Genomic DNA, 26857 nt, shown 5'->3' on the forward strand with positions numbered 1-26857 from the left:
CCGGCGGCGAGCGCGCTGGCGGCCGCGACGAGGCCGACGACGCCGGCGACGCGCCCCCGGCGGGTGAGTGCCGGCGTCATCCTGACCTGAGTGGGGTCGGCGTCACCGTCATCATTCCACCCGGATTCGGTCGAGCGCGTCGTCGACGATGTCCGCGCCGTCGGTCCCGCCCGATTCGGTCCGGATCCGGTGTGAGAGCACGGTCGGCGCCTCGGCCTGGACGTCGTCTGGGATCACGTAGCCGCGACCTTCGAGCGCGGCGCGGGCCTGCGACGCCCTGACGAGCGCGAGGCTTCCGCGCGGGCTCGCCCCGAGCCGGGCGTTCCGACGGGTGTACACCGCGAGGCGAGCCACGTAGTTCCGGACCGCCTCCGAGGTCTCGATCTCCCCGACGATCCGGCGGGCCCGCCGGACGTCCGCGATCGTCGCCACGGGCTCGACCGCGTCGACCGGGTGATCGCCGGCGAGGCGCCCGAGGATCGCGGCCTCCTCTTCGGTGTCCGGGTAGCCGAGCCGGATCTTCTTCGTGAAGCGGTCGACCTCCGCGACCGGGAGCTCGTACGTCTGTCCGGGCTCCACGTCGTTCTGGGTCGCGATGACGCAGAACGGGTCGGGGAGGTCGCGGGTCGTCCCGTCGGTGGTCACCTGGTTCTCCTCCATCGCCTCCAACAGCGCCGACTGCGTCTTCGGCGGGGCGCGGTTGATCTCGTCGCCGAGGACGACGTTCGCGAACACCGGACCGGGCTGGAAGTCGAACTCGTCGGTCCGGCGGTTGAAGACGTTGACGCCGGTGACGTCGGAGGGTAAGAGGTCGGGGGTGAACTGGACGCGCTTGAACGAGCCGTCGATCGACCGCGCGACCGACTTCGCGAGCGTCGTCTTCCCGACGCCCGGAACGTCCTCGACGAGCAGGTGGCCGCGAGCCAAGACGGTGACGAGGACGTGTTCGACGGCGTCGCGCTTGCCGACGATCACGTCCTCGACCGCCCCGACGATCCGGTCCGCGAGCGCGGCGACGTCCGCGGGGGTCTCGGGGGCGCTCGCCGCGGCGGCACCGGCCGCCGCGCCAGCGCGCTCGCCGCCGGTCGATTCCGCCTCGGCGTCCGCCGACTCCGCGGGACCGGTCCCGATCGGTCCCGGCTCTCCGGGGTCCGTCATGTTCGGTCGGCCTCGCCGGGGTCGGCTTCCCGTCCGGAGACGACCGTGCGAATGCTCCCCGTGATCATCGATATACCCCGGCTAAGGCGAGCAACGGCATATGCGTTCCGCCGCCGGCCGTCCGCTCGTCGCGGCCGATTTCGGCCCCTCGGCCTCCTCCGGACGGGCCCGCGATCCCCGACGGAGTCCCGAGTTTCGGGGCGCCCGAGTTTTCAAACTCCCCGGGGTTTCAGGCCACCTGAGGTTTCAGCGCACCCGAGGTTTCGGGCCGCCCGGGGTCCCCGGCCCGACTACGGCTCCCTGACGTTCCGCCCGACCGGATCGCCGAACGACGCGGCCCCGGTCGCCGGGTCGCGCTCGTAGACGACCTCGCCGCGGACGAGCGTGACCTCGGGGAAGATACCTCGAAGCCCCTCGAAGGGGGTCCACGCGCAGGCGCTGTGGAGCGCGGCGGCCTCCACCTCGCGCGGGTCGGCGGTGTTGACGAGGACGAGGTCGGCGTCGTACCCCTCGGCGACCCGTCCCTTCCGGTCGAGGCCGAATATCTCGGCCGGGTTCGCGGCGACGACGTCGCGGACGCGTTTGAGCGACAGTTCGCCCTTCCGGGCCGATTCGAGCAGGAGCGGGTACAGCGTCTCGACGCCCGGAACGCCGCTCGGCGCGTCGACGAGCCCCTCCCGCTTCTCCGCGACCGTGTGGGGCGCGTGGTCGGTCGCGACCACGTCGACCGCGCCCTCGGCGAGCCGGGCGAACAGCGCCTCCCGCCGCGACTCGGACCGGAGCGGCGGGTTCATCCGTCCGAACGTCCCCAGTGATCGCGCCCGCTCCCGGGAGAGGTAGAGGTGGTGCGGCGTCACCTCGCAGGTGACCCGCCGGGCGGCGGCGTCGGCTCCGTCGCCGTCGGCGTCGACCTCGTCCCCGTCCCCGTCGGCCGCCGTCGACTCGTCCTCCCGGGCCTCGACGACGGCGTCGACCGCCGCCGGCGTCGAGGTGTGCGCGACGTGGACCTGCGCGTCGCGGTCCGCGGCGGTCGCGATAGCGCGCTCGACGGCGGCGACCTCGGCGGCGGCGGTCCGGTAGGCGGACCACGCGTCGGCGGTCGCGGCCGTGCCGCCGCCGCCGAGGTCGCCGTCGAGCGCCGACTCGTCGAACAGCGTCGCGTCCTCGGCGTGGACGGTGACGGGGGCGTCGCGCGCCGCGGCCTCGTCGAGCGCGTCCGCGAACAGGTCGGCGTCGATCCCCATGTCGCCGGTCGAGTCCGCGAGGAACACCTCCCCCAGCGCGAACAGCGGGCGGTCGAAGAGGCTCTCCGGGTCCCAGTCGGGGGTGACGCCGCCGTTGATCCCGTAGTCGACGAGCGAGTCGGCCGCGAGGTCGGCCTTCTCGTCGAACGCCGCGCCGTCGACGGTAGGCGGCGAGGTGTTCGGCTGGTCGACGACGGTCGTGACGCCCCCCGCGGCCGCGCTCCGCGAGCCCGACGCCCACGTCTCCTTGTGGCTCCCGCCCGGCTCGCGGAAGTGGACGTGGACGTCGATCGCGCCGGGCAGGAGGTGCCGCCCGCCGGCCTCGATGACGCGCTCGCCGGCGTCGGCGCCGAGCCCCTCGCTGACCGCGGCGATCCGTCCGTCGTCGCCGATCCGCGCGTCCCGAACCCGGCCGTCGGCCAGCGTCGCGCCCGTGATGAGCATCGTTGTCGGCCGGTCGCGGCGCGCGGAATAAACGCTGGTGGTTCCCGGTCGCGAGATCGGCGGCCGTCGGCGGCGACGCGCTCCGAGCAACCACAAGACGTTTGTCGCCGGCGGGGGCTCTCCACCGCATGACGTTCCTTCTCCCCGCCCGCTCGGGAGTCGTCCCTCCGCTCCGGGGCTCGACCGCTTCCCTCGGGGTCCCCGCCGTCGCGGACGCGGTCGTCGGCTGGCTGTGGACGGTCGCGCTGTTCCTCTTCCCCGGCCTCGTCGCCGCCGGACTGTGCGCGCCGTGCCTTGCCGCCGAGCGCCTCCGGGCGCTGTTCGACGCGCTCCCGCCGGCGGGACGCGTCTTGCCCTCGTACCTCGGAGTGTCCGTGGGGCTCTCGGTCCCGTACGTCGCCGGCGTCGCGCTCACCGTCGCGTACGCCGGCGAGGCGGGTCCCGCCTGGAGCGAGGGGTTCCTCACGACGGCGCTGTTCGGCGCGGTCCTCGTCGCCCTCGTCGCGCCGGCGGTCGCCGTGATCGGCCTGCCGCGGCTCGGCGTCGACTGGGATCCGACGGGGTACGGCTACTCGACGTGGCTCCTCCTCGTCGGTGCCGGCCTGTGGTACGCGCTCGTCGCCGCGGTCCCGCTCGTCGCGCTCGCCGTCGGGATGGCGCTGCCGGGCGGGTACTGACGATTCAGTCACCGGTCGTCGATTTATAAATGGACGAGGCGGTCGGCGCGTGCCTCCGAGTGGCCGCCATCGGCGGCCGCGAGGAGCACGCGCGAGGGACGCCGCGAGCGACCGAAGGGAGTGAGCGGCAGCGAGGCGCGACGCGCCTCTGGCAGCCGGCGGCTTCGCCGCCGGCGACGAGGCTGGGGAGGTGAGAGGTGCGGTCGCGGTGCGGGACGGGGCGGGACTCAAAGGGGCAGTCGCGAGGACGGCGCACGCTCGTTGCGCGCTTCAGTCGCTCACTCCGTTCGCTCCTTCCAGTGCTTACGTCGCCTGCGCCGTCCTCGCGACTGGGGCTTTGGAGGTGTTCGCCGCCGATCAGCTGTCAACTATTTATAAGCGAGCGACTGGGGCTTCGGCAGTGTTCACTGCCGATCACCGAGTGCTAACTAAAAGAAGACGCTGTGAGACGTTACCGACGCTCCGATACGGTTTTGGGTCGCCCCGCGGAACCCCCGACAAATGCTGTCTCGACAGTTCGTCCGGGAGAACCCCGAGGTCGTCCGCGAGGCGCTCGCGAACAAGGGCGTCGACGTGGACCTCGACCGGATACTCGACGTCGACGAGGAGTGGCGGGAGCTGAAACAGCGCGGCGACGACCTGCGCCACGAGCGCAACGAGGTCTCCTCGACGATCGGCGAGCTGAAGGGGGCCGGCGAGGAGGAGGCGGCCCAGGAGGCCATCGAGCGCTCGCAGGAGCTCAAGTCGGAGCTTCAGGAGATCGAGGAGCGCGCCGACGAACTGGAGGCCGAACTGGAGGAGTCCTTACTCGAACTCCCCCAGATACCCCAGGATTCGGTCCCCGTGGGCGCGGACGAGTCGGAGAACGTCGAGGTGCGTCGCGAGGGGTTCGACGACCTCCGTGACGTCCCGGACGAGATCGAGCCGCACTACGACCTCGGCGAGGACCTCGAAATTCTCGACTTCGAGCGCGGTGCGAAGGTCGCGGGCGGCGGGTTCTACGTCGCGAAGGGCGACGGCGCCCGCCTCGAGCACGCGCTGATCCAGTTCATGCTCGACGTCCACCGCGAGCAGGGGTACGAGGACGTGTTCCCGCCGATCCCCGTCAACTCCGCGTCGATGCGCGGGACCGGCCAGCTCCCGAAGTTCACCGAGGACGCCTACCGCGTCGAGGGGTCGAACGAGGACGCGTACGACGACGACGACCTCTGGCTGCTCCCGACCGCGGAGGTGCCCGTCACGAACCTCCACCGCGACGAGATCCTCCTCGGCGAGGACCTCCCGCTGAAGTACCAGGCGTACACGCCGAACTTCCGGCAGGAGGCTGGCGAGCACGGCACCGAGACGCGCGGGATCGTCCGCGTCCACCAGTTCAACAAGGTGGAGATGGTGAACTTCGTTCGGCCCGAGGAGAGCGACGAGCGCTTCGAGGGGCTCGTCGACGAGGCCGAGGAGGTTCTCCGTCGGCTCGACCTCCCGTACCGCATCCTGGAGATGTGTACCGGCGATCTGGGGTTCACGCAGGCGAAGAAGTACGACGTCGAGGTGTGGGCGCCCGCCGACGACATGGACGAGGGGCCCGACGTGGGCGGCCGCTGGCTGGAGGTCTCCTCCGTCTCGAACTTCGAGGACTTCCAGTCGCGCCGCGCCGGCATCCGGTACCGCGAGGAGCACCACGAGTCCGCCGAGTACCTCCACACCCTGAACGGCTCGGGGCTCGCGGTGCCGCGGGTCGTCGTCGCCATCCTGGAGTACTACCAGAACGACGACGGCACCGTCACCGTCCCGGAGGCGCTGCGTCCGTACATGGGCGGGACGGAGGTCATCGAGGGCCACGACGCGGTCGGCGAGTCGAAGCTGGGCGAGGAATAGGGGTCGACTCGGCGGGGAAACCCGGCGGTCGCGAGCCCGCCCGACCGCTCTCGACGCCCACATGCTCTCCGATTCCCCCTCGGTTCGGGCCTCCCGTGACCTTTCCGCGTCCGCTATCTTCGGCATCTCGCGGACGAAGGCGACGAGCTCGTTGCCGCGTTCGAGCGTCCGTTCGACGAGGGGGCGGCCGGTTCGACCGCCCGCACCGAAGGTGGCGATTCGCACGCGACACATGGGTGCGCTCGGAGCATATCGGAGTGACTCCGATACTTCGAAGTAATGGGCTTTCGAGGACTCGCGACCAAAGGTACAATATCGCAAGTCTCGTGGTGGCGATCAATGACCGGTCCCACCGACCCACCGGCGGTCCCCGACCTCGACTCGGGGCTGTCACGCGAGGAGGCGATCGCGCTGCGCGAGTCCTTCGAAGACGCGGAACAGGAGCGCATTCGACGGACGGTGGCGGAGCTCCTCGACCTGCTCGGGAAGGCCCACACGATGGCGGTCCTGAGCGAGTTCGCGTTCGCCGAGGGGCCGCTCCGGTTCAGCGACCTGGAGGCCGAACTCGGGATCGCGCCGAACACGCTCTCGACGCGGTTGCGCGAGCTGAACGAAGCGGCGCTGCTCGAACGGGACGCCTACGACGAGGTCCCGCCCCGCGTGGAGTACACGCCGACGGAGAGGGCCGAGTCGCTGTTCCCCGTCTTCGCCCACCTCCACCACTGGGCGATCGAACACGAGCTGTAGCCGGAGCCGTCCCTCGCTACCGACCCTCGAAGTCGCACCTATAATTGTCGGCGGAGCGAACGGACGGCCATGGAACGAGTCTCCATCGACGAGGTCAAGCCGAACGCGGTCGGAAGCGACGTCGACCGACGCGGGCTCTCCGAGCCCCTCGGCGCGACGGACGTCGCGGTCAACCACTACCGACTCGACCCGGGCGAGCGGTTCTCCGGCGGACTCCACGCCCACATGGATCAAGAGGAGCTCTTCGTCGTCGTCGAGGGCGAGGCGACCTTCGAGACGCCGGACGAGCCGGTGACCGTCGGCGCGGGCGAGGCGGTCCGGTTCGCACCGGGCGAGTTCCAGTCCGGCAAGAACGACGGCGACGAACCGGTCGTCGCGCTCGCGCTCGGCGCTCCCCGAGAGAGCGAGGACGTTCGAATCCCGCAGAAATGTCCGGCGTGCGGTCACGAGGACATGCGGGCCATTCCCGGCGACGACGGGTTCGACCTCCGGTGTCCGGAGTGTGACGCCGAGTTGGAGGGCTGAGCCGTGCCGGACGGCGACGGCGGGGTGCGCGGGTCCGACGGTCCGGCCGACAATTCGGCCGACGGTCCGGCCGACGACTCGGACGGGGAACCGGACCGCGTCCTCGTGACCGGTGCGACGGGGACCGTGGGAGAGCCGCTGGTCCGGCGGCTCCTCGAAGACGGGACCCCGGTGCGCGTCGCGACGCGGGACCCGGAGCGCGCACGCGACGAGTTCGGCGACGTCCCCGAGTACGTCGAGTTCGACCTCGGTCGCCCCGAGACGTGGGGGACGGCCCTAGCGGGATCTGACCGCCTGTTCCTGCTGTTCCCGCCGGAGAGCGGCGTCGGCGCCGTCACCGAGTTCGCCGACGCCGCCGAGCGGGTCGGCGTCGACCGCGCGGCCTTCCTGTCGATCCTCGGCGCGGAGAAGCTACCGGTCCTCCCGCATCGCCGGATCGAAACGCACCTGGCGGGGACGGGGATCGCGTGTACCTTCCTCCGCGCCTCCTGGTTCGCCCAGAACCTGAGCGAGATCCACCGTCGGGAGATCGTCGACCGCGACGAGATATTCGTCCCCGCCGGCGACGGCGTGTTGAGCTTCACCGACGCGCGGGACGTGGCCGCGGTGGCCGCGACGGTGCTCACCGAGTCCGGTCACGCGGACCGCGCCTACGACCTCACCGGCCCCGCAGCCCTCGACTTCCGCGAGGCCGCCGACGTGTTCTCGGACGTGCTCGACAGGCCGATCGGCTACGCGGACCCCTCCCGGCCGGCGTTCGGGCTGGCGATGTACCGGCGCGGGTTCTCGCCCGGGTTCGTCGCGTTCATGATCGCAGAGTACTCGCTGGTGCGACTGGGCCTCTCCGGCCGGACGACGGACGACGTCGAGACCGTCCTGGGGCGACCGCCGCGAACGCTCCGCGAGTTCGTCGACGACCACGCCGACGCGTTCCGCGCCGCCGGGGACTCGCCGTCCCGCCCGTAGCGCCCAAACCGGTCTCGGCGGCGTTTTCGGTGCCGTCATCCGTCGGCCGATTCGGCGCGGAGCGCCCGGGGAACGGCTTTGACTTCGATATTCGAAGTCACACACCTCCCTCGAAGTCGGGAGTATAACCCGCCGGGCGACCTAACGGACCCATGTCATCACAGGATCCCGGGGCCGGGGTCGAACCCTCGCGCGACGAGGGGAGCGCGGCGTCCGACGGGCCGGCGAACGCCGCCATCGACGTCGACGGCCTCGAACTGGTGTACTCGGACGGGACCGCCGCCGTCCAGGGGGTCGACATGACCGTTCCAGAGGGGGAGTTCTTCGGCTTCCTCGGGCCGAACGGCGCGGGCAAGACGACCACGATCAAGGTGTTCGCGACGCTCCTCTCGCCGACCGCCGGCGAGGTCAGCGTCAACGGCTTCGACGTGCGCTCCGAGCCGCGGGCGATCCGCGAGACGATCGGCTACATGGCCCAGGAGACGAGCATCGACCCCGAGTTGACCGCCGAGGAGAACGTGCGGTTCGCCTGCGAGGCGTACGGGGTCCCGTCGGCCGAGCGCGACGAACGAGTCACCGAACTGCTGGATCTCGTCGACCTCGCCGACGTCGCCGACAAGCGGTCCGAGGAGTTCTCCGGCGGGATGAAAAAGCGGCTGGACGCCGCGACCGCGCTGGTCCACCGGCCGCCGCTCGTCTTCCTCGACGAGCCGACGACGGGACTCGACCCGAAGGCCCGCAACCGGCTGTGGGAGTACTTCCGACGCATCAACGACCTCGGCACGACGATCTTCCTGACCACGCAGTACCTCGAGGAGGCCGACCAGCTCTGTGACCGACTGGCGGTGATCTTAGACGGCGAGATCGTCGCCGACGGGAGTCCGGCAGACCTGAAACGCGAGGTCGGCGGCGAGGTGCTCGACGTGGAACTCGAAGCCGACGGGGACGCGTCCTCGCGGGCCGCGACGATCGCGAGGGAGTTCGAGGCCTTCGCGGACGCGTCCGTGACCGAGACGGACGAGGGGATCAGCGTCACCGCCGAGACGGCCCGCGAGCACGGAACCGACCTGCTCGTCGCGCTCCGCGACGCGGACCTGACGGTCACCGGCTTCAACATCCGGGCGCCGACCCTCGACGACGTGTTCCTCGCGATCACCGGGGAAGAGCTCGACGCCGACGAGCCGAGCGAGGCGGACGCGGAGGGGTCGCGATGAGCGGCTCCGACGGCGACGGAGCGGTCGCGTCCGCGGACGGAGCGACTGCTGCCACCGACGAGACCCGCGCCGCCACCGACGGCCGCGGTCCCGTCGGCTCCGGAAACTCGTTCTTCGGCGACGTGTGGGTGAACTTCAAACGGTGGAATCTGAAGGCCGTCCGCAACCCGTTCGTGCTGGTCGTGTCGCTCGTCCAGCCGATCATCTTCCTCGTGCTGTTCACGGAGGTGTTCGGTACGGTGGCCGGCGGCGCGGTGAATCAGGGGATCCCGGGGATCAGCTACGAGACGTATCTGGTGCCCGCGATCGCCGTTCAGGTGGCGCTCGCCGCGGCGATAACCTCCGGCGTGGGGCTGGTCAACGACATCGAGAACGGGATGTTCGAGAAGGTGCTCGTCACGCCGATGAACCGCACGGCCGTCTTCGTCGGCAAGACCGCCGCCGAGGTGTTCCGGATCGCCGTCCAGATCGCGATCATCATCGGCCTCGGCGTCGCGCTCGGCGCCGAGGTGGTCAGCGGGGTGGTCGGCGTCGTCGGCATCGTTGCCGTCGGGATCCTGTTTTCGCTGTGGTTCGTCGCCTTCTCGAACGCGTTAGCGCTTCTCACACGCGATCAGGAGTCGACGATCATCGGCGCGAACCTGTTGCAGTTCCCCCTCCTGTTCTTGTCGAGCGCGTTCCTCCCGCTCGGAGCGCTCCCCGGCTGGATCCAGACGTTCGCGCGCTTTAACCCCGTCACCTACGGCGTCGACGCCGCGCGCTCGCTCATGGTCGACCGAGACGTGATGACCGTCATCGATGTCTCGTGGTTCGGCGGGACGCTCGACGGCGTCGCTCCCGGCGTTGCCGTACTGGCGGGACTCGACCTCCTGTTGGGCGGCGTCGCCGTCTACCTGCTGTCGCGCGCGTCGAGTTCCGACGTGAAGTGACGGCAGGGTAGGGGCCCGAGCGGGTCCGCTGTGCCTCGGGGCGTGACGCCTCGCGCTCGGGTCGTCCTACTGGTTCTCTAAGGCGTCGAGGATACACGCGGCGGCGATCACCGCCTCCTTCGGCACGTCGCTCGCGTCGTCGATGGTGACCGTGTAGGCATCGCGCAGCGAGAACTTCCCCTCGATGTCGCCGACGTGGCCGCCGTCGGCGTCGAATATCTCGTACTTGTTCGGGATGAGGTTCGCGGCGCCGACGAGGTGACGGAGCGCCGACAGCAGCTTGTTCTTCGACTCGATCGTCGCCAGCGCCTCCCCCGTTTCGGGGTCGCGGATCGTCCAGTTCTCGACGAACAGCGAGTAGTCCTCGTCTAGGACCACGACCTCCTCGCCGGTGCCCGCGTCGGTGATGGCGTAGTTCCCGCCGATGTCCATAATCCCGCCCGCCTTCACCGAGAAGGCGTCCTCGTCGTCGCCGGTGACGAACGGGAACTCCTCTTTCAGCTTGAACATCTTCTGTTTCCCGCGGAGGACGACGTCACCGGCGCCGTCGCGGACGGTGTACTTGTTCCGAACCATCGACTGTTTGACCTCGTACCGGTCGTCGCTGAGGTCGACGGTCGAGATATCGTACGCGCTCGACTCCGACGGGAACATGGAGGAATCGTCCATGGGTAGTTCGAGGGTCGTTTTCCGTTATAAAGTATTAGATCCGGTTCTGGAGGGAACTCCGACCGGAACGGCTCCAGCCTCCGGTCGATCCGATTCGATCCGAGCGGACGGCGACTGCGGATCGGACTCCCGGGCGGTCACGGCGTCAGGCGGTCAACCGAGAGCCACTCCACGTCGGCGTCGCGGGCCGCGTTACCGCCGTCTCCCGGGTGATCGTTCCCCTCCGCGGTCAGCGCGAACACCATCTCCTTCCGGACGCCCCCCGCGAGCCGCACGTCGAGCGACAGTTCGCGGGGCGAGAACTCGTGGTCCGGACCCACCACGCGCACGAGGTGTTCGGAGTGCGGGAGGTCCTCGACCGTCTCCACGTCCAGGTACGTCCGGAAGTCGGCGCCGAACTTGAAACCGGTCTTCGGGACCGCGTCGGCCGCCCGCAGGCGTCGGTAGACGACGAGTCGGCGGTCGAAGCGCTCGCCCTCGACGTCGCGGCCGCGGGCGACGATCCGGGCGGCCGCGGCGGGGGTCTCGCTCGCGTCCGTCTCCGAGCCGTCGTCGGCACCCGCGACCGACGCCGTCAGCGACAGCCGGCCGTCCGCGGCCAGCGACGCGGCCTCGACGAGGGAGAGCTGGAGCGCGCCCTCGACGTTCGCGGCCCGCCCGGTGAGCGGTCGCCCGTAGAAGCCGTGTTCGTAGAGACTCTCGGGGGCGTCCCAGACGACGACGCGGTCGGCGAGGAGGGCGCCGGTCAGGTCGGCGGGGGGATCGTAGTCGGTCGCGCCGTCGATGCGACCCTCCTCGGCCGCGAAGTAGGTGATGTCCGACTCCTCGTCGACGACGGCGAGCGTGCGCCCCGCGAGCCCCGCGGTCGCGACGGATCCGCGCTCGCCGACGACCTGGATCGGGTACTTCACGTTGCCCGTGTCGGGCGTCTCGCCGCGCTCGTAGGCGACGAAGTCGACCGCGTCGCCCGGCGCGTCGCTCCAGCCCGGCCACGGCTCCCGGGCGGGCGACAGGTAGAAGCCGCGGTCGCGGAGGTCCGAGTAGACGAGGAAGCGCACCGCGAAGCGGTCGGCCGCGGCCGCGCTCGCGACGAAGAAGCGCTCGAAGCCGACGGGATCCGACCCATCGCTCAGCGTTATCCCCGAGAGGTCGCCGCGGAACAGCAGGTGGGCGGCCTCGACCCGCGAGAGCGCGATCTCGTCGCCGTCGAGCGGTCGCCCGTATCCCCGGGCGTCGTAGAAGCGCTGGCGGGCGTCCCCGCCGACGCGGACCGCGTCGCCCCGCAGGTGGCCGGTCGGTTGCATACCAGCCATCGCGGCCGGCCGAGGGAAGGGGGTTGCGGTCGGGACTCGCGGGACCGCGGTTCGATGACGGGGAGGGGACCGGACAAGCGTAAAGAGCCGCCGGCGAGAACGACGCGGTATGAACGACACCGCAGGGCTCCGGCTCACGGTGCGTGCCGCCGAGAAGCGGGACGCGGGCCGGGGCATCGCCAGGCTCCCCGAGTCGGCCCGCAAGCGGCTCGCCCTCCTCAGCGGCGACACGGTCGAGGTGCGCGGCGAGCGCACCGCGGTCGCGAAGGTGTGGCCCGGCGGCCCGGACGCCGCCGACGGCACCGTGCTCATCGACGCCGACACCCGCGCGAACGCCGGCGTGAAGGTCGGTGACACCGTCGCCATCGCCCCCGTCGACGTCTCCGACGCGGAGCGCGTGACGCTGACCGCTCCCGGCCGCCTCGCCGAGGTCGACGTGAGCCGCGAGGTGGTCGAACGGGCGCTCTCCCGCGAGCTCCGGGACCGCCCCGTCACCGAGGGGGAGGCCGTCCACGTCGAGCGGCTCGGCGGGCTCCGCTTCGTGGTCGCCCGGACCGCGCCCGCGGGGACGGTCCGGATAACGTCCTCGACCGACGTGTCCGTCGAGTACGAGGGCGACGCGGAGCCGGCGAGCGGCGACGCCGACGCGCCGGCGAAGACCCGGGGCGACAGCGCCGGAGGACCCGCGACCGGCGCCGGCTCGGGGGCCGACCCGCCCGGCGACGGCGCGCGCCCGAAGGCCAGTGACTCCCCGCCGGCCGAACACACCGCGGGCGCGACCTACGAGGACATCGGCGGCCTCGACGAGGAGCTGGAGCTGGTCCGGGAGACGATAGAGCTCCCCCTCTCCGAGCCGGAGGTGTTCACCCGGCTCGGGATCGACCCGCCGAAGGGGGTCCTCCTCCACGGGCCGCCGGGCACCGGGAAGACGCTGATCGCCCGCGCCGTCGCCAACGAGGTCGACGCGACGTTCGTCACCGTCGACGGGCCGGAGATCATGTCGAAGTACAAGGGCGAGAGCGAGGAGAAGCTCCGCGAGAAGTTCGCGGAGGCCCGCGAGGCTGCCCCTGCGATCGTCTTCTTCGACGAGATCGACTCGATCGCGGGCAAGCGCGACGACGGCGGCGACGTGGAGAACCGCGTCGTCGGCCAGCTGCTCTCGCTGATGGACGGGCTCGACGCCCGCGGCGACGTGATCGTCATCGGGGCGACCAACCGCGTCGACACGATCGACCCGGCGTTGCGGCGCGGCGGGCGGTTCGACCGGGAGATCGAGATCGGCGTCCCCGGCGAGGCGGGCCGTCGGCAGATCCTCGACGTCCACACGCGGCGGATGCCGCTCGCGGACGACGTGGACTTAGATCGGATCGCGAGCCGCACGCACGGGTTCGTCGGCGCCGACATCGAGGGGCTCGCCCAGGAGGCGGCGATGACCGCGCTCCGCCGCGCACGGGAGTCCGACTCGCGCGCGCTCGACGACGTGACCGTCGGCAAGGCGGACTTCGAGGCCGCCCACGCGAACGTCGAGCCGAGCGCGATGCGCGAGTACGTCGCCGAGCAGCCGACCACCGACTTCGCCGACGTCGGCGGCCTCGACGACGCGAAGGCGGAGCTGGAACGCGCCGTCACGTGGCCGCTGTCGTACGGCCCGCTGTTCGACGCGGCCGGCGCCGACCCGCCGACCGGAGTCCTCCTCCACGGGCCGCCGGGCACCGGGAAGACGCTGCTCGCGCGCGCCATCGCCGGCGAGAGCGGCGTCAACTACATCCAGGTCGCCGGCCCCGAACTGCTCGATCGGTACGTCGGCGAGTCGGAGAAGGCGGTCCGCGAGCTGTTCGACCGCGCCCGCCAGGCCGCGCCGGCGATCGTCTTCTTCGACGAGATCGACGCGGTCGCGACCGACCGCGACGCGGCAGGCGGCGACGGCTCCGGCGTGAGCGAGCGGGTCGTCTCGCAGCTGTTGACCGAGCTCGACCGCGCCAGCGACAACCCGAACCTCGTCGTTCTCGCGGCGACCAACCGGCGGGACGCGCTCGATCCCGCGCTGCTCCGCCCCGGCCGCCTGGAGACCCACGTCGAGGTGCCCGAACCGGACCGCGAGGCGCGCCGCAAGATCCTGGAGGTCCACACCCGCGAGAAGCCGTTGACCGACGACGTGGACTTGGAGCGGGTCGCCGACGAGACCGAGGGGTACTCCGGCGCGGAGATCGCCTCGCTGTCGCGGGCGGCCGCGATGCGCGCAATCGAGCGCGTCGCAGACGAACACGGCGAGGCGGCCAACGACCACGCCGACGAGGTCGGAATTACCGGCGAGGACTTCGACGCCGCGCTCGAGTCCGTCCGCCCGCGGACCGCCTGACCGAGACAGCGCGGTCCGGACCGCCTGACCCGCGCCGCCCTCAGTCTTCCTCGGTGGCAGCGGTCTCGTCGTCCGGCCCGGGTCCGTGCGCGTGCCCCTCTCCGAGCGCGCCGGCGCCGAACTCGTCGACGGGCGTGACGCTGTAATCGACCGTGAGCGTGTCCCTCGTCGCGCGGACCTTCCCGACGAACGTCGATATCTCCGCCAGCTCGCCTTCCAGCACGAACAGCTCCATACAGTACTGCGACCCCACGTGGCTGTGGAAGTTCGAGGCGACGATCCCCTCCTGTTCGTGTCGCAGCCGCATCATCCGCTCTTCGACGTTCGTCGTCTCGTAGTTGAAAAGCACCGTCACCACGGCCATCAGGCTCCGGTCCTCCAGCTTGGCGTCCTCGAACTCCCCGAGGAGGTTCCGAGAGGCCTCGCGAACGACCTCGCTGCGGCCGGTGTACCCGTGTTCGTCGGCGAACCGGTCGATCCGATTGAGCAACTCCTCCGGCATGGACACGCTGACGACCGTCATATATTAACTCACGCCGCCGGAGTTGTTAATCGTTGAGGTCCGAACCGCCGCCGTCCGTCGGCGGGTTCGCGCCTCGCGCCCCCGGCCCTCCGCCTCCCTCGATCCGATCGCCGAGCCACGCGTAGTGGTCGAGCAGCGCTGTCTCGCCCGTCTCGGTGAGCGCGTACACGTCCGCGATGCCCTCGGTTCGGCGGTCGAGGTAGCCGGCCTCGACCAGCGCGGAGAGGGTCCCGTAGAAGGAGCCGGGGTCGATCCGCTCGTCGTAGTGGGATTCGAGCCGGCTCTTCAGCGACTGCGCGCGCAGCTCGCCGTGGTCGTACAGCAGCGCGCAGAGGTCGCGGCGCCGGCCGCTGTGGAACCACTTCGTCATGGGTCGCGCCTCGCCCCGGAACGCAACAAATCGCTCACGACGCGTCCACCAGTTCGTCGAGCCGGTCGACGCGCCGGTCGCCGAGGATACACCGCCCGCGCTCGTCGCGGCCGACGCGCTCGACGTGGACCGCGTCGAGACCGGCGTTCCAGGCGGCCGCCACGTCGCTCTCGCCGTCGCCGACGTAGTAGCCGCGGCCCCGGTTCGGGTCGACGCCGAGTTCGCCCATCGCGGCCTCGATCGGACCGGGATCGGGCTTCCAGCCCGTCTCGTCGGTACAGCAGACGACGGCGTCGAACCGGCCGTCGAGGCCGACGCGGTCGAGGACGGGCTCGGCCAGGAACTCCTGACAGTGGGTCACGAGGCCGGTCGGGCCGCCGACCTCGCTCACGCGGTCGAGGAGGCGCGCGGCGTCGTCGTGGAGGTACGTCGCCTCCGCGCGGGCGACCGGGTCCTCCACGGCGTGGAACGCGGGCCAGAACGCGTCGGGGTCGACCCCCATCTCGCGGAGCGTCTCGGCGCGGGAGCCGCCGAGACCGTTCCAGAGGACGCGGGCCTCGCGGTCGGAGAACTCGCGGCCCAGCCGGTCGCCGACGCGGTCGAACACCGTCCGAGTGTACTCCCACTCGGCGTCGACGAGGGTCCCGTCGAGGTCGAAGAGGTGGAAATCGTAGTCGGCGAGGGCCATCGACCTCACCGTACGTCGGGGGCCGGCAAGTGCGTTGCGGGTTCGGTTGCCCGGGTCGCGGCCGCGGCCGTCCGCCTGGTCCTGTTCAGAGGGTCACCGCTCACTCCCGCACGTGGACGGACGAACCGAGGTACTTGCGCAGGACCTCGTCGACCGAGTCGGCGTTGAACCGGCCGAGGTCGTCGGCGACCGCCGCCTTCAGCGCGTCCAGGTACGCCTCGTCGGTCCGGAGCTCGCGGAAGTCGGCTGCGGCGACTTCGACGCCCGCGGCGTCCGCGATCCCCAGCCGTTCCTCGGCCGGCCGCCGGAACGAGGGCTCGTCGCCGATCTCGCCGCGCCACAGCCGGTCGCGGAAGAAGAGCCAGCCGTCGGTTCCGGGGTCGTCCGCGGGTATCTCCATCGTCGTCTCGAACCGATCGGGGTCGACGGTTGCGGCCGGCGGATCCAGCCGGACGCCGACGCGGAAGACGTACGCGGCCTCCATCCGTGGAGGCGAGAGGGACTCGGAGGGTAAAAGTACATACCGCTCAGCCGTCTGTGTCAGGGAAGATGCTGGACCGACTCCGCGGGCTCGTCGGGCGCGCGTACCGGCGACACCTCCGCCGTGAGATCGACGACGTCCCCGACCACGTCGCCGTCATCCAGGACGGCAATCGGCGGTACGCCCGCGAGCGCGGCGACGACGCGCCCGAGGGCCACCGCGCCGGCGCCGACACCACCGAGCGCGTCCTCGACTGGTGCGCCGACCTCGGCGTCTCGGAGCTCACCCTCTACGCCTTCTCCACCGAGAACTTCGCTCGCCCGGACGAGGAGCTGGAACCCCTCTTCGACCTGTTGGAACACAAGCTGCGCGAGTTCGCCGACGCCGACCGCGTCCACGAGCAGGGGGTTCGCGTCCGGGCCATCGGCGACGTGCCCCGGCTCCCGCCCCGCGTCCGCGACGCGGTCGACTACGCGGAGCGACGCACCGCCGACAACGACCGCTTCACGCTCAACGTCGCGCTGGCGTACGGCGGCCGGACCGAGCTGCTGGACGCCGCGCGCGCCATCGCCCGCGACGTCGAGGCCGGCGAGATGGACCCGGAAGACGTCGACATCGATGCCGTCGAATCCCGGTTGTACGACCGCCCGATCCGCGACGTGGACCTGATCGTTCGCACCGGCGGCGACGAGCGCACCTCGAACTTCCTCCCGTGGCACGCGAACGGCAACGAGGCCGCCGTCTACTTCTGTGCGCCGTACTGGCCGGAGTTCTCCGAGGCCGACTTCCTGCGCGCGATCCGCACCTACGAGTCGCGAGAGGAGTCGTGGCAGCGGGCCCGGGCGGAGCGGGCCGCCGCGCTGGTGCGCGCGCTGGCCGAGGTGGAGTTCGCGGAGGCCCGCGCCGCGGCCGCTCGGCTTCGCGAGCGCGTCCCCCGGCTCGACGGGAGCGACCTCTCCGACGACGCCCTCGGTATCACCGAACGCGACGGCGTTGGTCCGGGCGACGGCGACTCGGGCGGTCGGATCGACGGCGACGCCGCGGACTCCACGGGGGCCGACTAACACGCCCCCGGCGCGATCCCGTCCTCGCGCCGCGTCAGCAGGTACAGCGCGAACGAGGAGAGCCAGTGCGACCCCGCGTAGTCGTCGGTGAGCACGTCCGCGGCCCCCGCCTCGGCGTGACGGCGCGCCGCCTCGTCCAGCGGCTCGCGGAGCCGGGCCGCCGCCGGTCCGTCCCCCTCTGCCAGCGCGTCAGCCAGCCCCGCGAGACACCACGCCCGGGAGACGTTGAGGCCGATCAGGTGTATCGCGGCGCCGTCGCCCTCGTCCGGTTCGACGTCGACGGGCGACAGCAGCGCGTCGTGCGGCGGCGCGGTGAGGTCCGGGAGGAAGCCGTCGAGCCACGCCGCGAACGGGTCGGGATCGAGGACGCGGCGCAGCAGGTCCGCCTCCGTCAGCGCGGGCGAGAGGAAGTCCCACCCGACCGGCTCCGCGCCGACGACCGCGGCGGTGTCGTCCCCGTAGAGCCGGCGCGCCGTCGCCTCGGCCTCGCGTTCGAGGTCGGCGTCGCCGACGACCCGCGCGTAGTCGAGGACGCCGGCGAGCGCGAACGCGGTGTTGCCGTGCGTGCCGACGCGGTGCGGGCGGTCGATCTCGAGGAACGACTCGCGGGTCCCGCGGCGGACTCGGTCCTCCAGCGGGCGGAGCGCCTCGCGCCACGCGTCGGCGCGCGGGTCGTCCCACAGGGCGAGCTCGGCGGCGAGCCGCAGCAGCCACGACCGGCCGTACGGCTCCTCGAAGCCGGGGTTCTCGTCGAGGTACGCGACCTCGCGGGCGACGTTCTCGGGGGTCAGCCGCCCCTCGATGCCCGCCGCGATCTCGGCCTCGTTCGGGTGACTCGGGACGAGCCGCAGCGCGCGGACGAGCGCCCAGTGGCTGTGGACCGCGGAGTGCCAGTCGAAACAGCCGTAAAAGACCGGGTGCCTCTCGGCGGGACGCGGCGGCGCCTCCGCCCCCTCGACGACCCCCTGATAGTGCGGATACTCGGTCTCGACCCCGTCGAGCGGGTGGGCGGCCAGCGCCGTCGCGACGGCGTCGTCGACGGCGTCCGCCCGTCCGGCGCGGAGCGCGTCCGGCGACAGCTCCTCGAAGGCGTTCATGACGAGCGGTCGGCGGGGCGCCTGTTCAATCGGTCGGTCGCCCGCGGGACGCCGGCACGCAGAATCAGTTTCAGTTCGGACGTCGCTACGCTCTCGGCCCGCTCACGCCGGGTTCTTCCGCGTCAGGTCGCTGCCGCAGATCGGACACCGCTCCTTGTTCTCGTCGAAGGTGCGGTTACAGCCGACGCACTGGAAGCGCCACTCGCGCTCCTCGGAGATGCCGTCGCGGGCGATGGCCTCCACCGGGAGGTCGAGCCGCTCGGCGACGTTCTGCATCGCGTAGTCGTCGGTGACGAGCGTCGCGTGAAGCTCTAAGGCGGTCGCGATCAGCCGGACGTCGGTGTCGGACAGCTCCGCGGCGTCGCCCGACCCCTTCGCGGCGCGGCGGACGCGGTCGACCGCCTCCGGCGCCGGGACGTGGACGGTCATTCCGGAACCCTCCATCGCGTCGAAGCGGAGGGCAACCTCGCCGGTGAGCTCGTCGTGGACCGCCGGGATGGAGACAACGTCGTCGTCGGTCGTGTACTCGTGGATGAACGCGGACGAGTCGAGGACCTGCATCAGCGGGCGACGACGATGTAGTCTTTCACCGCCTGGACGTTCGCGACCGGGACGCGGAGCCGCCCCATCTCGTCGACCTCGAAGTCGACGCGCTCGGGCCTGAGCTGCTCGTGCGGGCTGACGAGGAGGTGGTTCAGCTCTCCGGACTCGAGGTTCATCGTGATGTTGTACAGGTCCCCGAGTTCGGTGCCGTCGGCGCTCATTACCGCCTTCCCGGAGAGGTTCTCCGCGAGGATGTCGACCATACCTCACGGTCCCGGGCGACGGTATTAAACGCCACGGGGCGTCGGACGGGCGACCGACGCGAGAGCGCTCGTCGCCGGCCGAACCACGACCGGCCGAACCACGACCGGCCGAACCACGACCGGACGGTCCGGCTCCGCCGTCGCGGTTCGTCGCGGCATTTTGAAAGGCTTAACTGACGGCCGGGCGGAAGAGACGGTATAACCTTCTCGGGGCGATCACATATGACCGACCACACACACGCGGACACCCTGCGAACCCCCATCGTCGCCGTGCTGGGCCACGTCGACCACGGCAAGACGAGCCTGCTCGACACGATCCGCGGCTCCGCCGTCAGCGAGGGCGAGGCCGGCGCGATCACCCAACACATCGGGGCGACGGACATCCCGCTCGACACCATCTCCGGGATGGCGGGCGAGCTCATCGACCCGTCCGACTTCGACCTCCCCGGCCTGCTGTTCATCGACACGCCGGGCCACCACTCCTTCTCGACGCTGCGCGCCCGCGGCGGCGCGCTCGCCGACATCGCGGTACTCGTCGTCGACGTCAACGACGGCTTCCAGCCGCAGACGGAGGAGGCGATCGACATCCTCCGCCGGACGGGCACCCCCTTCGTCGTCGCCGCCAACAAGGTCGACACGACGCCCGGGTGGAACCCGCAGGACGGCGAGCCGATCCAGCGGAGCATGGAGGCGCAGTCCGAGCGCGCGAAGTCGATGCTCGACGAGAACCTCTACGAGATCATCGGTCAGCTCTCCGACGCCGGGTTCTCCGCGGACCTCTACTGGCGCGTCCAGGACTTCCAGAAGAACATCGGCGTCGTCCCGCTGTCGGCGCTCACCGGCGAGGGCGTTCCGGACCTCCTCACCGTCCTGATGGGCCTCTCCCAGCGGTTCATGAAAGAGGAGATGGCGATCGACGTCACGGGGCCGGGCGAGGGGACGGTCCTCGAAGTGAAAGACGAGCGCGGGTTCGGTGCCACCGTCGACACCGTCGTCTACGACGGCGTGATCCGCAACGGCGACACCGTCGTCGTCGGGGGGCAAGACGAGCCGATCGTCACCGAGGTCCGCGCGCTGCTCCGCCCGCGCCCCCTCGCGGAGATCCGCACCGAAAAGGAGTTCGAGAAGGTCGGGGAGATCGGCGCCGCGGCCGGCGTGAAGATCGCCGCGCCCGACCTCGACGAGGCGATGGCGGGCGCGCCGGTCCGCGTCGTCCGCGACCGCACCGTCGACGAGGTCGTCGAGGAGGTGAAGGCGGAACTGGCGGAGATCGAGGTCGAGACGGCCGACAACGGCGTCGTCGTCAAGGCGGACACGCTCGGCTCGCTGGAGGCGATGGCGAACGCCCTCCGCGAGGCCGAGGTCCCCATCCTCCGCGCCGAGGTCGGCGACATCGCGCCGCGCGACATCGCGGTCGCGGAGACCGCCAACCAGGACGAGCACAAGGCGATCCTCGGGTTCAACGTCGACCTCCTCCAGAACGCCGAGTCCGACCTCGAGAACGCGGACGTGAAGCTGTTCAAGAACGAGGTCATCTACCAGCTGGTCGAGGACTACGAGCGCTACGTCGAGGAGAAGCAGCGCGCGCAACAGGAGACGGTGTTAGACAAGGTCGTCCGCCCCGCCCGCTTCCGCATCCTCCCCGACCACACGTTCCGGCAGAACGACCCCGCGGTCGTCGGCGTCGAGATCATCTCCGGCACGCTCCAGAACAACCGCAACGTCGGCTTCTTCGAGGGCAACGAGTTCGAGCGCGTCGGCGGCCTCTCCGGGATTCAAAAGCAGGGCGAGGACGTCGACGAGGCGCGCTCGGGCGAGCGCGTCAGCATCGCCATCGACGGGCCGACCGTCGGCCGCGACATCGAGGAGGGCGACACGCTCTGGACCGAGGTGCCCGAGAAACACGCGAAGATCTTAGAACAGGAACTGAAGGAGGAGATCACCGCCGACGAGCGCGAGGCGCTCCAGGGGTACCTCGACACGCGCCGCAAGCGCGACCCCTTCTGGGGGAAGTGACGAGCGCGGTCGAGGCTCCTCACCGCACGGTCGACCCCCTCACCGCACGGCTTATTCGCGTGCGCCGGCAATCAGCGGGGGATGACAGCGACGGACACCGACTCGCGAGACGAGCCCGAAGACGACCTGACCCTCATCAGGGAGGGCCGAGACTTCGAACAGGAGTACCGCCTGACTGCCGCCGAGGCCGGCCGCTTCCTCGTCGAAGTCGGCGAGCAGCTTCAGGAGGGCGACGAGCTCACCCTCACCGGCGACGAGTGGACGCTCCCGTTCTCGTTCGGCGAGCCCGTCGAACTCGAGGTCGAGTACGAGGGGTACGGCGAACGGGCGCTCGAGATCGAACTCGAGATCCCGGGGACGACCGACGAGGAGGCGCCGACCGTCGAGTGAGCGGCGCGGCGTCGAGTACCGCCCCACAGAGTATTTGTCGTTCGAGCGGTCAGCGACGCGCATGGTCTCCCGAGAGAACGCGGTCGTCCTCCTGTTCATGGCTGCCGGGCTGGCGTTGGCGTACGGCGGTCGCGTCGCGACCAGCCTGAGCGACGACCTCCTGATCGGCGTGCTGATATTCGTTTCCGTCGTGGCGCCGCAGGCGGTGATCGGCTACTTGGACGCCGAGGACTCGGACTGACGCCCGAGCGCGACCGTCGACCGCGTGTCGCCGTTATGTGTGTCGAGCGCGTAGGCGACGTATGGAGACTACTGCGGTCGAACACGACGGCGCGATCCTCGCGCGGCTGGAGAGCGACGACCGGGTGTTCGAGGTACGCTTCGACGCGCTCGAACCGACCGACGTGACGCTGCGGTTCCTCCGCGACGGCGAGCGCGTCGGGAGCGTCTATAACGACGACGGTACGAAGCGAACAATGGCACGGCTCACGACCGCGCGCGAAGGCACCGACTTCATCGGCGTCGAGGTGCCGAAGGAGTTCGTCGCCGAGGTCCTCGACGCGGCGCTGGATGCGGGGCGCGTCACCGACGAGACCGCCGCCGAGGGGTACCGACTCCGCGTGCTTTGAGCCGACGCGCCGCGACTTCGACTCAGGCGTACACGAGGATGATCACCGCGACGAACGCCAACTCGCCGCCGACGAGCAGCGCCGCGAGGAGCCACGCCCGGTAGGTCCAGAGCCACTCGCGGGCCGCCGCGAACCGGTTTTCGCCGCCTTCCGCCGACTCGCCGCGGTACTCTGGGTCGACGCGCCAGCCGGTTTCCGGGTCGTACGTCGCCGGCACCCGGGTCCCGACGAGTTCGTCGACGTCCAGCGGCGAGACGCCCGCAGCCTCGAGAAATTCGAGGAACTTTTTCGACTCCCGAAGCGACCCGTCGCGGGGCGCGTCGAACCGCTCAGTGTGGGTCGCGTCGCCGTGGGGCGGGCGCATCTCGACGGCGACGCGGTTGCCGACGGAGCGCACCCGCGTGACGATCAGCACGTTCTCCTCGTCGTTGAGGTACGCCTCGCGGAGCCGCCGTTTCACCGCCTCGTCGACGCCCGCATCGTCGAGGTCGTCGGGGAGGGCCTCGGCGTCGGCCGAGATCGGATCGCCGTTGACGTCGTCGGCGCTTTCGGGGTCGGCGGTCGTCGAGACGCTCCCGTCACCGCCGGATCGGTCCGCCATCGACCCGGGGTTGGCGACGCGCTCTCATAAGGTCACGGCCGCTATACGTGACTGCTTTCGTAGCGGACGGCTCGTGGGCCGAGCCACCGAAGGCTCGGCCGCTATGTGATACGTGCTCACCGACTCGAACACGACCGCCGAAGCCCCAGCCGCGAGGGAGGCGCACGCTCGCTGCGCGCTTCAGTCGCTCGTTACACTCGCTCCTTCCAGTGCTTGCGTCGCCTGCGCCTCCCTCGCGGCTGCCCCTTCGAGTCCCGCCCCGCACCGCCCAGCACCTCACACCTCCCCAGCCTCGTCGGCCGCCCTCCGCTTCGCTCCGGGCGGCCGACTCCCTCGCGCGTGCTGCTCGGCCGCGGGGCGGCCTCGCAGGCACGCGCCACCGCATTTCGACTGTCAGCCGCTCACTGGAGCCGGTAGCGTAAGATTGCGGCGATACCGCCGAGGTTGGCGAGCTGCTCGCCGGGGGCGAACTCCGAGGAGAAGACGACCACGTCGCCGCCCTGCCGCTCGACCGACTCGATCACCTCGTTGACGTCGATCTCCCAGTCGCCGTCCCCCTGCCGCTCCGTCCGGAGGCGCTCGTCGACGACGAGCAGCGTCTCGACCGCGCCGAACTCGGAGGCCTCGGCGGTGTCGTCGGGGCCGTACGTCGCCTTCTCCTCTTTGGCGATGTTCTCGGTCAGCTCGTCGATGAGGCTCGCCTCCTTCGAGATGCGAGTCTCCTTCTGGACCTCGTCGACCGCGCCGCGCTTGAGTACCTCGTGGACGCCGCGGTCGCCCGCGGCGGAGGTGTCGACGGTGGTGATCCGGTCCGAGAGGTCGCGGTACTCCTCGTCGATGTAGTCGCGCGCGTCCTGCTTGGTGAACCCCGGTCCCGCTAGGATCACGGCGTCGGCGTCGAGGTGCGCGAGCGCCTCGCCCAGCTCCGCGAACAGCTCCTCGCGCGGCCGGGAGAACTCGCCCTTCCCGGTCGGCTTCGTGAACGAGGCGTACTCCTCGGTGCCGTACTGCTGGACCGTGTGGACGTAGGCCGCGCCCTCCTCGACGGTCGCGATGGCCACGTCGGGGTTCTCCGCGGCCTCCGTCGCCTCCTGAAGCCGCTCGGTCTGGTCCGGCTTGAAATGCTTCTCGACGGTTATCTCGTCGTGCTCCTCGACGTTGAGCGTGTGGTGGGCGTTGAGCTGGTCCTCCCGCGAGCAGCCGACGATGACCCCGGAGACGCGGAGGCGGTTGGCGAACCGCGCGAACTCCACGTCCTCCACCTCCAGCGTGACGAAGATGTGCTCGCGCTGCCCGCCGGTGTCCCGCATCTGGTCGTCGTTCCGCTGGATGCGTCGGGTGGTGTCGCCCTCGACGAGGTCCCCGGGTTCGAGGACGTGCGCGAGGTGCCAGAGGTCGTCCACGTTCTCGGGGACCAGCGTGAGCCGCTCCCGGCCCTCCTCGCCGTACCCCCGCTCGGAGATGCGCATGCCCGTCGGTTCGCTCGCGGCCGTATCAACTCTTGTCTTCCGCGTCGTTCAGGACCGACCCCCACTCGAAGCCGGTTTCGTCCGGCTCGTTCGCCCCGGCCGCCTTCTCCGCACCCGTCCCGTCGTTTCCGTTGCCGTCGCTCCCGTCACCGATCGGGACGGCGCGGCCGACCTGTACCGCTGCCGACGGCTCGCTCCGGATCGGTCGCCCGCCGTCGCCCGACACGACCGGGACCGGCGATGACTCGGGCGACCGGACGGTGCTGTGAACCCCGCGCTCGTCGGGGTCGGGCCGAGCGGCTGGGCCTCTCGTCGCGTCTCCCCCCAAGGCGTCGGCCGCACCTCGTCCGTAGAGCCCGTGGGCGACGACGCGGGCCGCGAACGCGAGCGCGACCCCGACGACCAGCGGCGCCGCGGGCGCCGCGACCGCGTAGCCGACCGCGAGCGCCCCGACCGCGAGCGCCCACCCGGTGGCGTACGGTCCGGTCGCGGCCACGCCGGCCACCGTCCGCGGATCCAGTCCGTCCCTGAGCCGCCCGGACGCGGCGAACGCGGCGAGCGCCGCCGGCCGGACGTACGCGAACGCGAGGAGGTACGCGCCGACGAGCGCGGCGACGCCCCCGCCGGCGACCGCGAGGCCGCCAGCGAGCGGTGCGAGGAGGACGGCCGACAGCAGCGCCGACTTGGCGCCGTCCCTGACCAACTCGCCCCACGCGACGAGCGACGGCGCGCCGTCCGCGTTCCCGGCCTCGACCGCGAGGCGCGTGACGCGGACGAAGTAGCCGCGCGCGACGAGCGACGGCGCGAGCGCGACCGGGGCCGCGACGGCGACCGCCGGGCTGACGAAGAGGACGCCGACGAGCCACAGCGGCGTCAGGACCCACGCGAGCAGGGTCACGGCGCCGCCCACGAGGACGACGCCAGCCGCGTCGTCGGTTCGCGCCAGCGCCGCCGCGGCCGCGGTGAGCATGTGACTTGGTACAGAACGGGAGCAGCATAAATGGTCCCCGGCCCGAGCGTTTATATCACTCCGGGGAGTATTGTGGGCTGGCCGCGCGGGACAATCGTGTGCCTCTGACAACCCACCTGCGGCCGCCCTTCGGCGGTCGCACCCCCGTCCGCGGCTTTTGCCCGACGCGCTCCGCTTCCCCCAGACGGGTCTCCGTCGCGTGCCGGTACCGATTTATCCCGCCCCGCCGACGGATCGGGTATGACCGGCGACGAGCGGACGGCCGATCTGGAGCCGGAGCTCAGGAGCTACGGCGTCAGCGTCGAATCGATCGACGGCGGCGACCCGCTGGAGCTGACGTACATGACTGCGTTCCCCGGCCGCGAGATCCACCGCGGCGAGATCGGACGCGCGCTCAACGCGCTCATCGACCGCGCGGAGGCCGACGAGTGGGACCCGGTCCGCGTCGAGGGCACGGTCGTTCGGTCTCCCGGCGACGTCTTGGGGACGTGGCGAGCCGAGGCGGCGTGGTTCGAGGCGCTCATGAGCTACGAGATATCCGAGACGGAGTTCTCGAGCCGCGTGTTAGAGACCGTGAGCCACGAGCCCGCGGACGGTCCCGAGGGCGAGGACGCCACGGCGACCGGCGGCGAGAGCGAGGGCGGGGCCGATACCGGACCCGAAAGCGACGCGGAGGCCGACCGGTGACCCGCCGCGATCCGGTCAACCGCGCGCAGCGCCGCCTCGCGCGTCCGGCCCGCGAGCGGTTCGCCACCCGGGCGGTCGCGTTCGACGTCGACGGCGCGACCTGTCGCGGGACGCTGTACCTCCCCGGCGGCGACGCGGACGACCCCCCGATCGTCGTGATGGCGCCCGGCCTCGGCGCGGAGCGGACCTTCGGCTACCCCGCCGTCGCGGAGCGGTTCGCGGACGCGGGCTACGCCGCGCTCCTCTTCGATCACCCCGAGTTCGGCGGCTCCGACGGCGACTCGCAGGCCGTCGACCTCGCCCGCCAGCGCGCGGCGTACGAGGGCGCGGTCGACCGCGCGGAGCGCGTCGACAGCGTCGGGAACGACCTCGTGCTGTGGGGCGCGTCGCTGTCGGCCGCGCACGTCCTGACGCTCGCCGCGGAGCGCCGCGACGTCGACGCGGTCGTCGGGCTCGTGCCGATGCTCGACGGGCGCGCCGTCGCCGCGCGGCGCGGCGGGCGGTACCTCCTCCGCTCCGGCGTCGCGGGCCTCCGCGACCTGCTCGGTCACCGAGTCGGTCGCGGCCGCACGGTCCCCATCGTCGGCGGCGCGGAGGAGTGCGCGGCGATCACCGAGCCGGGGACGAAGCGGAAGTACCTCGACCTCGTCGACCGCGAGTCGGCGTGGCGCAACGAGACCCCCGCGCGGTCGCTGCTCGGCCTGGTCGGCTACCGGCCCGTGACGCGGCTCGACGAGATAGACGCCCCGACGCTGCTGCTCGCGGGGACCGACGACGCGATCGTCGACGCCGACTCGGTCGCCGCCGCCGGCGAGGGGCTCTCGCGAGGGACCGTCGTCACCATGCCCGCGGACCACTTCTCGGTCCTCGGGGACGACTTCGAGGGCGCGATCGGTCACCAGCTCTCCTTCCTCCGCGACGCGCTGGAGTGAGCGGGCGCGGCGACGCC

Annotated in this window: 29 protein-coding genes; 15 read left to right on the forward strand and 14 right to left on the reverse strand. The window is 71.3% G+C overall.

The window, feature by feature from the left end:
• Positions 1–111 precede the first annotated feature (111 nt).
• Together EXE45_RS03690 and EXE45_RS03695 are read right to left on the reverse strand one after the other, a co-directional pair.
• Positions 112–1158 (reverse strand): MoxR family ATPase, encoded by a 1047-nt coding sequence (locus tag EXE45_RS03690; protein WP_137693577.1) that lies wholly within the window; start codon positions 1156–1158, stop codon positions 112–114.
• 290 nt (positions 1159–1448) lie between these two features.
• On the reverse strand, positions 1449–2846 hold the full coding sequence (locus EXE45_RS03695; protein WP_092920276.1) for a dihydroorotase: 1398 nt from the start codon (positions 2844–2846) through the stop codon (positions 1449–1451).
• Positions 2847–2974: 128 nt separating this feature from the next.
• Here EXE45_RS03695 and EXE45_RS03700 point away from each other — a divergent pair, with 128 nt between their 5' ends.
• The 7 genes from EXE45_RS03700 to EXE45_RS03735 all read left to right on the forward strand — a co-directional run bounded on the left by EXE45_RS03700 (position 2975) and on the right by EXE45_RS03735 (position 9776).
• Complete coding sequence (locus EXE45_RS03700) at positions 2975–3523, forward strand: hypothetical protein (RefSeq protein WP_092920277.1); 549 nt, start codon at positions 2975–2977, stop codon at positions 3521–3523.
• A gap of 501 nt (positions 3524–4024) precedes the next feature.
• Positions 4025–5395 (forward strand): serine--tRNA ligase, encoded by a 1371-nt coding sequence (gene serS / locus EXE45_RS03705; RefSeq protein ID WP_092920278.1) that lies wholly within the window; start codon positions 4025–4027, stop codon positions 5393–5395.
• Between the two features lie 339 nt (positions 5396–5734).
• Positions 5735–6142: a helix-turn-helix domain-containing protein gene (locus EXE45_RS03715; protein WP_137693578.1), complete on the forward strand. Its 408-nt coding sequence runs from the start codon at positions 5735–5737 to the stop codon at positions 6140–6142.
• 69 nt (positions 6143–6211) lie between these two features.
• Positions 6212–6667: a cupin domain-containing protein gene (locus tag EXE45_RS03720; protein WP_137693579.1), complete on the forward strand. Its 456-nt coding sequence runs from the start codon at positions 6212–6214 to the stop codon at positions 6665–6667.
• A gap of 105 nt (positions 6668–6772) precedes the next feature.
• Entirely contained in the window at positions 6773–7633 is an 861-nt protein-coding gene (locus tag EXE45_RS03725; protein WP_369333746.1) for an NAD(P)H-binding protein, read from the forward strand.
• Positions 7634–7785: 152 nt separating this feature from the next.
• A complete protein-coding gene (locus tag EXE45_RS03730; RefSeq protein ID WP_137693580.1) occupies positions 7786–8847 on the forward strand; it encodes an ATP-binding cassette domain-containing protein in 1062 nt (353 codons plus the stop codon).
• Entirely contained in the window at positions 8844–9776 is a 933-nt protein-coding gene (locus EXE45_RS03735) for an ABC transporter permease (protein ID WP_241989419.1), read from the forward strand. The genes EXE45_RS03730 and EXE45_RS03735 overlap by 4 nt, the downstream gene beginning before the upstream one ends.
• A 66-nt stretch (positions 9777–9842) precedes the next feature.
• On the opposite strand, the gene EXE45_RS03740 is transcribed toward EXE45_RS03735, so the two are convergent.
• Together EXE45_RS03740 and endA are read right to left on the reverse strand one after the other, a co-directional pair.
• On the reverse strand, positions 9843–10445 hold the full coding sequence (locus EXE45_RS03740) for an LURP-one-related/scramblase family protein (RefSeq protein WP_092920282.1): 603 nt from the start codon (positions 10443–10445) through the stop codon (positions 9843–9845).
• Between the two features lie 137 nt (positions 10446–10582).
• Complete coding sequence (gene endA / locus EXE45_RS03745; RefSeq protein ID WP_137693581.1) at positions 10583–11749, reverse strand: tRNA-intron lyase; 1167 nt, start codon at positions 11747–11749, stop codon at positions 10583–10585.
• A 118-nt stretch (positions 11750–11867) separates the two neighbouring features.
• Here endA and EXE45_RS03750 point away from each other — a divergent pair, with 118 nt between their 5' ends.
• The gene (locus EXE45_RS03750) at positions 11868–14117 is read left to right on the forward strand and encodes an AAA family ATPase (protein ID WP_137693582.1); all 2250 of its coding nucleotides are present in this window, start codon (positions 11868–11870) and stop codon (positions 14115–14117) included.
• A gap of 40 nt (positions 14118–14157) precedes the next feature.
• Here EXE45_RS03750 and EXE45_RS03755 read toward each other — a convergent pair whose 3' ends face one another.
• The 4 genes from EXE45_RS03755 to lwrS form a co-directional block, all read right to left on the reverse strand.
• Positions 14158–14640: a CopG family ribbon-helix-helix protein gene (locus EXE45_RS03755; protein ID WP_092920285.1), complete on the reverse strand. Its 483-nt coding sequence runs from the start codon at positions 14638–14640 to the stop codon at positions 14158–14160.
• Between the two features lie 25 nt (positions 14641–14665).
• Positions 14666–15010, reverse strand: a complete 345-nt coding sequence (locus EXE45_RS03760; RefSeq protein ID WP_092920286.1) for a PadR family transcriptional regulator — start codon at positions 15008–15010, stop codon at positions 14666–14668.
• Positions 15011–15044: 34 nt separating this feature from the next.
• The gene (locus EXE45_RS03765) at positions 15045–15698 is read right to left on the reverse strand and encodes an HAD family hydrolase (RefSeq protein WP_092920287.1); all 654 of its coding nucleotides are present in this window, start codon (positions 15696–15698) and stop codon (positions 15045–15047) included.
• A gap of 100 nt (positions 15699–15798) precedes the next feature.
• A complete protein-coding gene (gene lwrS / locus EXE45_RS03770; protein WP_137693583.1) occupies positions 15799–16182 on the reverse strand; it encodes an LWR-salt protein in 384 nt (127 codons plus the stop codon).
• Positions 16183–16247: 65 nt separating this feature from the next.
• Between lwrS and uppS the strand changes: the two genes are divergently transcribed.
• The gene (gene uppS, locus EXE45_RS03775; protein WP_092920289.1) at positions 16248–17243 is read left to right on the forward strand and encodes a polyprenyl diphosphate synthase; all 996 of its coding nucleotides are present in this window, start codon (positions 16248–16250) and stop codon (positions 17241–17243) included.
• On the opposite strand, the gene EXE45_RS03780 is transcribed toward uppS, so the two are convergent.
• The 3 genes from EXE45_RS03780 to EXE45_RS03790 form a co-directional block, all read right to left on the reverse strand.
• On the reverse strand, positions 17240–18340 hold the full coding sequence (locus tag EXE45_RS03780) for a DUF2891 domain-containing protein (protein ID WP_137693584.1): 1101 nt from the start codon (positions 18338–18340) through the stop codon (positions 17240–17242). The two genes, uppS and EXE45_RS03780, sit on opposite strands and share 4 nt — an antisense overlap.
• Before the next feature lie 102 nt (positions 18341–18442).
• Positions 18443–18901 carry an NOB1 family endonuclease gene (locus tag EXE45_RS03785; RefSeq protein WP_092920291.1) on the reverse strand — a complete coding sequence of 153 codons (459 nt, stop codon included), beginning with the start codon at positions 18899–18901 and terminating at the stop codon, positions 18443–18445.
• Entirely contained in the window at positions 18901–19146 is a 246-nt protein-coding gene (locus EXE45_RS03790) for a PRC-barrel domain-containing protein (RefSeq protein ID WP_092920292.1), read from the reverse strand. The genes EXE45_RS03785 and EXE45_RS03790 overlap by 1 nt, the downstream gene beginning before the upstream one ends.
• Positions 19147–19368: 222 nt before the next feature.
• Between EXE45_RS03790 and infB the strand changes: the two genes are divergently transcribed.
• The 4 genes from infB (at position 19369) to EXE45_RS03810 (ending at position 22181) form a co-directional block, all read left to right on the forward strand.
• Positions 19369–21162, forward strand: a complete 1794-nt coding sequence (gene infB / locus EXE45_RS03795) for a translation initiation factor IF-2 (RefSeq protein ID WP_137693585.1) — start codon at positions 19369–19371, stop codon at positions 21160–21162.
• An 81-nt stretch (positions 21163–21243) separates the two neighbouring features.
• Positions 21244–21552, forward strand: coding sequence for an amphi-Trp domain-containing protein (locus EXE45_RS03800; RefSeq protein WP_092920294.1), 309 nt, complete (start codon positions 21244–21246; stop codon positions 21550–21552).
• Between the two features lie 61 nt (positions 21553–21613).
• Positions 21614–21793 carry a hypothetical protein gene (locus EXE45_RS03805; RefSeq protein ID WP_137693586.1) on the forward strand — a complete coding sequence of 60 codons (180 nt, stop codon included), beginning with the start codon at positions 21614–21616 and terminating at the stop codon, positions 21791–21793.
• Positions 21794–21854: 61 nt separating this feature from the next.
• On the forward strand, positions 21855–22181 hold the full coding sequence (locus tag EXE45_RS03810) for a hypothetical protein (protein ID WP_092920296.1): 327 nt from the start codon (positions 21855–21857) through the stop codon (positions 22179–22181).
• A gap of 22 nt (positions 22182–22203) precedes the next feature.
• Here EXE45_RS03810 and EXE45_RS03815 read toward each other — a convergent pair whose 3' ends face one another.
• The 3 genes from EXE45_RS03815 to EXE45_RS03825 form a co-directional block, all read right to left on the reverse strand.
• The gene (locus tag EXE45_RS03815) at positions 22204–22782 is read right to left on the reverse strand and encodes a hypothetical protein (protein WP_137693587.1); all 579 of its coding nucleotides are present in this window, start codon (positions 22780–22782) and stop codon (positions 22204–22206) included.
• Positions 22783–23183: 401 nt separating this feature from the next.
• Positions 23184–24251, reverse strand: coding sequence for an mRNA surveillance protein pelota (locus tag EXE45_RS03820; RefSeq protein ID WP_137693588.1), 1068 nt, complete (start codon positions 24249–24251; stop codon positions 23184–23186).
• Positions 24252–24276: 25 nt separating this feature from the next.
• Entirely contained in the window at positions 24277–25221 is a 945-nt protein-coding gene (locus EXE45_RS03825) for a DUF4013 domain-containing protein (RefSeq protein WP_137693589.1), read from the reverse strand.
• Between the two features lie 240 nt (positions 25222–25461).
• On the opposite strand from EXE45_RS03825, the gene EXE45_RS03830 reads away from it, so the two are divergent.
• Together EXE45_RS03830 and EXE45_RS03835 are read left to right on the forward strand one after the other, a co-directional pair.
• The gene (locus EXE45_RS03830) at positions 25462–25908 is read left to right on the forward strand and encodes a hypothetical protein (protein WP_092920300.1); all 447 of its coding nucleotides are present in this window, start codon (positions 25462–25464) and stop codon (positions 25906–25908) included.
• Positions 25905–26840, forward strand: coding sequence for an alpha/beta hydrolase (locus EXE45_RS03835; protein ID WP_137693590.1), 936 nt, complete (start codon positions 25905–25907; stop codon positions 26838–26840). Before EXE45_RS03830 ends, EXE45_RS03835 begins: the two co-directional genes overlap by 4 nt.
• The last annotated feature ends 17 nt before the right edge of the window (positions 26841–26857 follow it).

The sequence above is a fragment of the Halorubrum sp. SP9 genome (assembly GCF_005435015.1).
Lineage (GTDB): Archaea > Halobacteriota > Halobacteria > Halobacteriales > Haloferacaceae > Halorubrum > Halorubrum sodomense.

Excerpts from the sequence above, each read along its gene's own strand:
- EXE45_RS03690 (WP_137693577.1), bottom strand. The coding sequence starts at position 1,158 with ATGACGGACCCCGGAGAGCCGGGACCGATCGGGACCGGTCCCGCGGAG.
- EXE45_RS03695 (WP_092920276.1), bottom strand. The coding sequence starts at position 2,846 with ATGCTCATCACGGGCGCGACGCTGGCCGACGGCCGGGTTCGGGACGCG.
- EXE45_RS03700 (WP_092920277.1), top strand. The coding sequence starts at position 2,975 with ATGACGTTCCTTCTCCCCGCCCGCTCGGGAGTCGTCCCTCCGCTCCGG.
- serS (WP_092920278.1), top strand. The coding sequence starts at position 4,025 with ATGCTGTCTCGACAGTTCGTCCGGGAGAACCCCGAGGTCGTCCGCGAG.
- EXE45_RS03715 (WP_137693578.1), top strand. The coding sequence starts at position 5,735 with ATGACCGGTCCCACCGACCCACCGGCGGTCCCCGACCTCGACTCGGGG.
- EXE45_RS03720 (WP_137693579.1), top strand. The coding sequence starts at position 6,212 with ATGGAACGAGTCTCCATCGACGAGGTCAAGCCGAACGCGGTCGGAAGC.
- EXE45_RS03730 (WP_137693580.1), top strand. The coding sequence starts at position 7,786 with ATGTCATCACAGGATCCCGGGGCCGGGGTCGAACCCTCGCGCGACGAG.
- EXE45_RS03735 (WP_241989419.1), top strand. The coding sequence starts at position 8,844 with ATGAGCGGCTCCGACGGCGACGGAGCGGTCGCGTCCGCGGACGGAGCG.
- EXE45_RS03740 (WP_092920282.1), bottom strand. The coding sequence starts at position 10,445 with ATGGACGATTCCTCCATGTTCCCGTCGGAGTCGAGCGCGTACGATATC.
- endA (WP_137693581.1), bottom strand. The coding sequence starts at position 11,749 with ATGCAACCGACCGGCCACCTGCGGGGCGACGCGGTCCGCGTCGGCGGG.
- EXE45_RS03750 (WP_137693582.1), top strand. The coding sequence starts at position 11,868 with ATGAACGACACCGCAGGGCTCCGGCTCACGGTGCGTGCCGCCGAGAAG.
- EXE45_RS03755 (WP_092920285.1), bottom strand. The coding sequence starts at position 14,640 with ATGACGGTCGTCAGCGTGTCCATGCCGGAGGAGTTGCTCAATCGGATC.
- EXE45_RS03760 (WP_092920286.1), bottom strand. The coding sequence starts at position 15,010 with ATGACGAAGTGGTTCCACAGCGGCCGGCGCCGCGACCTCTGCGCGCTG.
- EXE45_RS03765 (WP_092920287.1), bottom strand. The coding sequence starts at position 15,698 with ATGGCCCTCGCCGACTACGATTTCCACCTCTTCGACCTCGACGGGACC.
- lwrS (WP_137693583.1), bottom strand. The coding sequence starts at position 16,182 with ATGGAGGCCGCGTACGTCTTCCGCGTCGGCGTCCGGCTGGATCCGCCG.
- uppS (WP_092920289.1), top strand. The coding sequence starts at position 16,248 with ATGCTGGACCGACTCCGCGGGCTCGTCGGGCGCGCGTACCGGCGACAC.
- EXE45_RS03780 (WP_137693584.1), bottom strand. The coding sequence starts at position 18,340 with ATGAACGCCTTCGAGGAGCTGTCGCCGGACGCGCTCCGCGCCGGACGG.
- EXE45_RS03785 (WP_092920291.1), bottom strand. The coding sequence starts at position 18,901 with ATGCAGGTCCTCGACTCGTCCGCGTTCATCCACGAGTACACGACCGAC.
- EXE45_RS03790 (WP_092920292.1), bottom strand. The coding sequence starts at position 19,146 with ATGGTCGACATCCTCGCGGAGAACCTCTCCGGGAAGGCGGTAATGAGC.
- infB (WP_137693585.1), top strand. The coding sequence starts at position 19,369 with ATGACCGACCACACACACGCGGACACCCTGCGAACCCCCATCGTCGCC.
- EXE45_RS03800 (WP_092920294.1), top strand. The coding sequence starts at position 21,244 with ATGACAGCGACGGACACCGACTCGCGAGACGAGCCCGAAGACGACCTG.
- EXE45_RS03805 (WP_137693586.1), top strand. The coding sequence starts at position 21,614 with ATGGTCTCCCGAGAGAACGCGGTCGTCCTCCTGTTCATGGCTGCCGGG.
- EXE45_RS03810 (WP_092920296.1), top strand. The coding sequence starts at position 21,855 with ATGGAGACTACTGCGGTCGAACACGACGGCGCGATCCTCGCGCGGCTG.
- EXE45_RS03815 (WP_137693587.1), bottom strand. The coding sequence starts at position 22,782 with ATGGCGGACCGATCCGGCGGTGACGGGAGCGTCTCGACGACCGCCGAC.
- EXE45_RS03820 (WP_137693588.1), bottom strand. The coding sequence starts at position 24,251 with ATGCGCATCTCCGAGCGGGGGTACGGCGAGGAGGGCCGGGAGCGGCTC.
- EXE45_RS03825 (WP_137693589.1), bottom strand. The coding sequence starts at position 25,221 with ATGCTCACCGCGGCCGCGGCGGCGCTGGCGCGAACCGACGACGCGGCT.
- EXE45_RS03830 (WP_092920300.1), top strand. The coding sequence starts at position 25,462 with ATGACCGGCGACGAGCGGACGGCCGATCTGGAGCCGGAGCTCAGGAGC.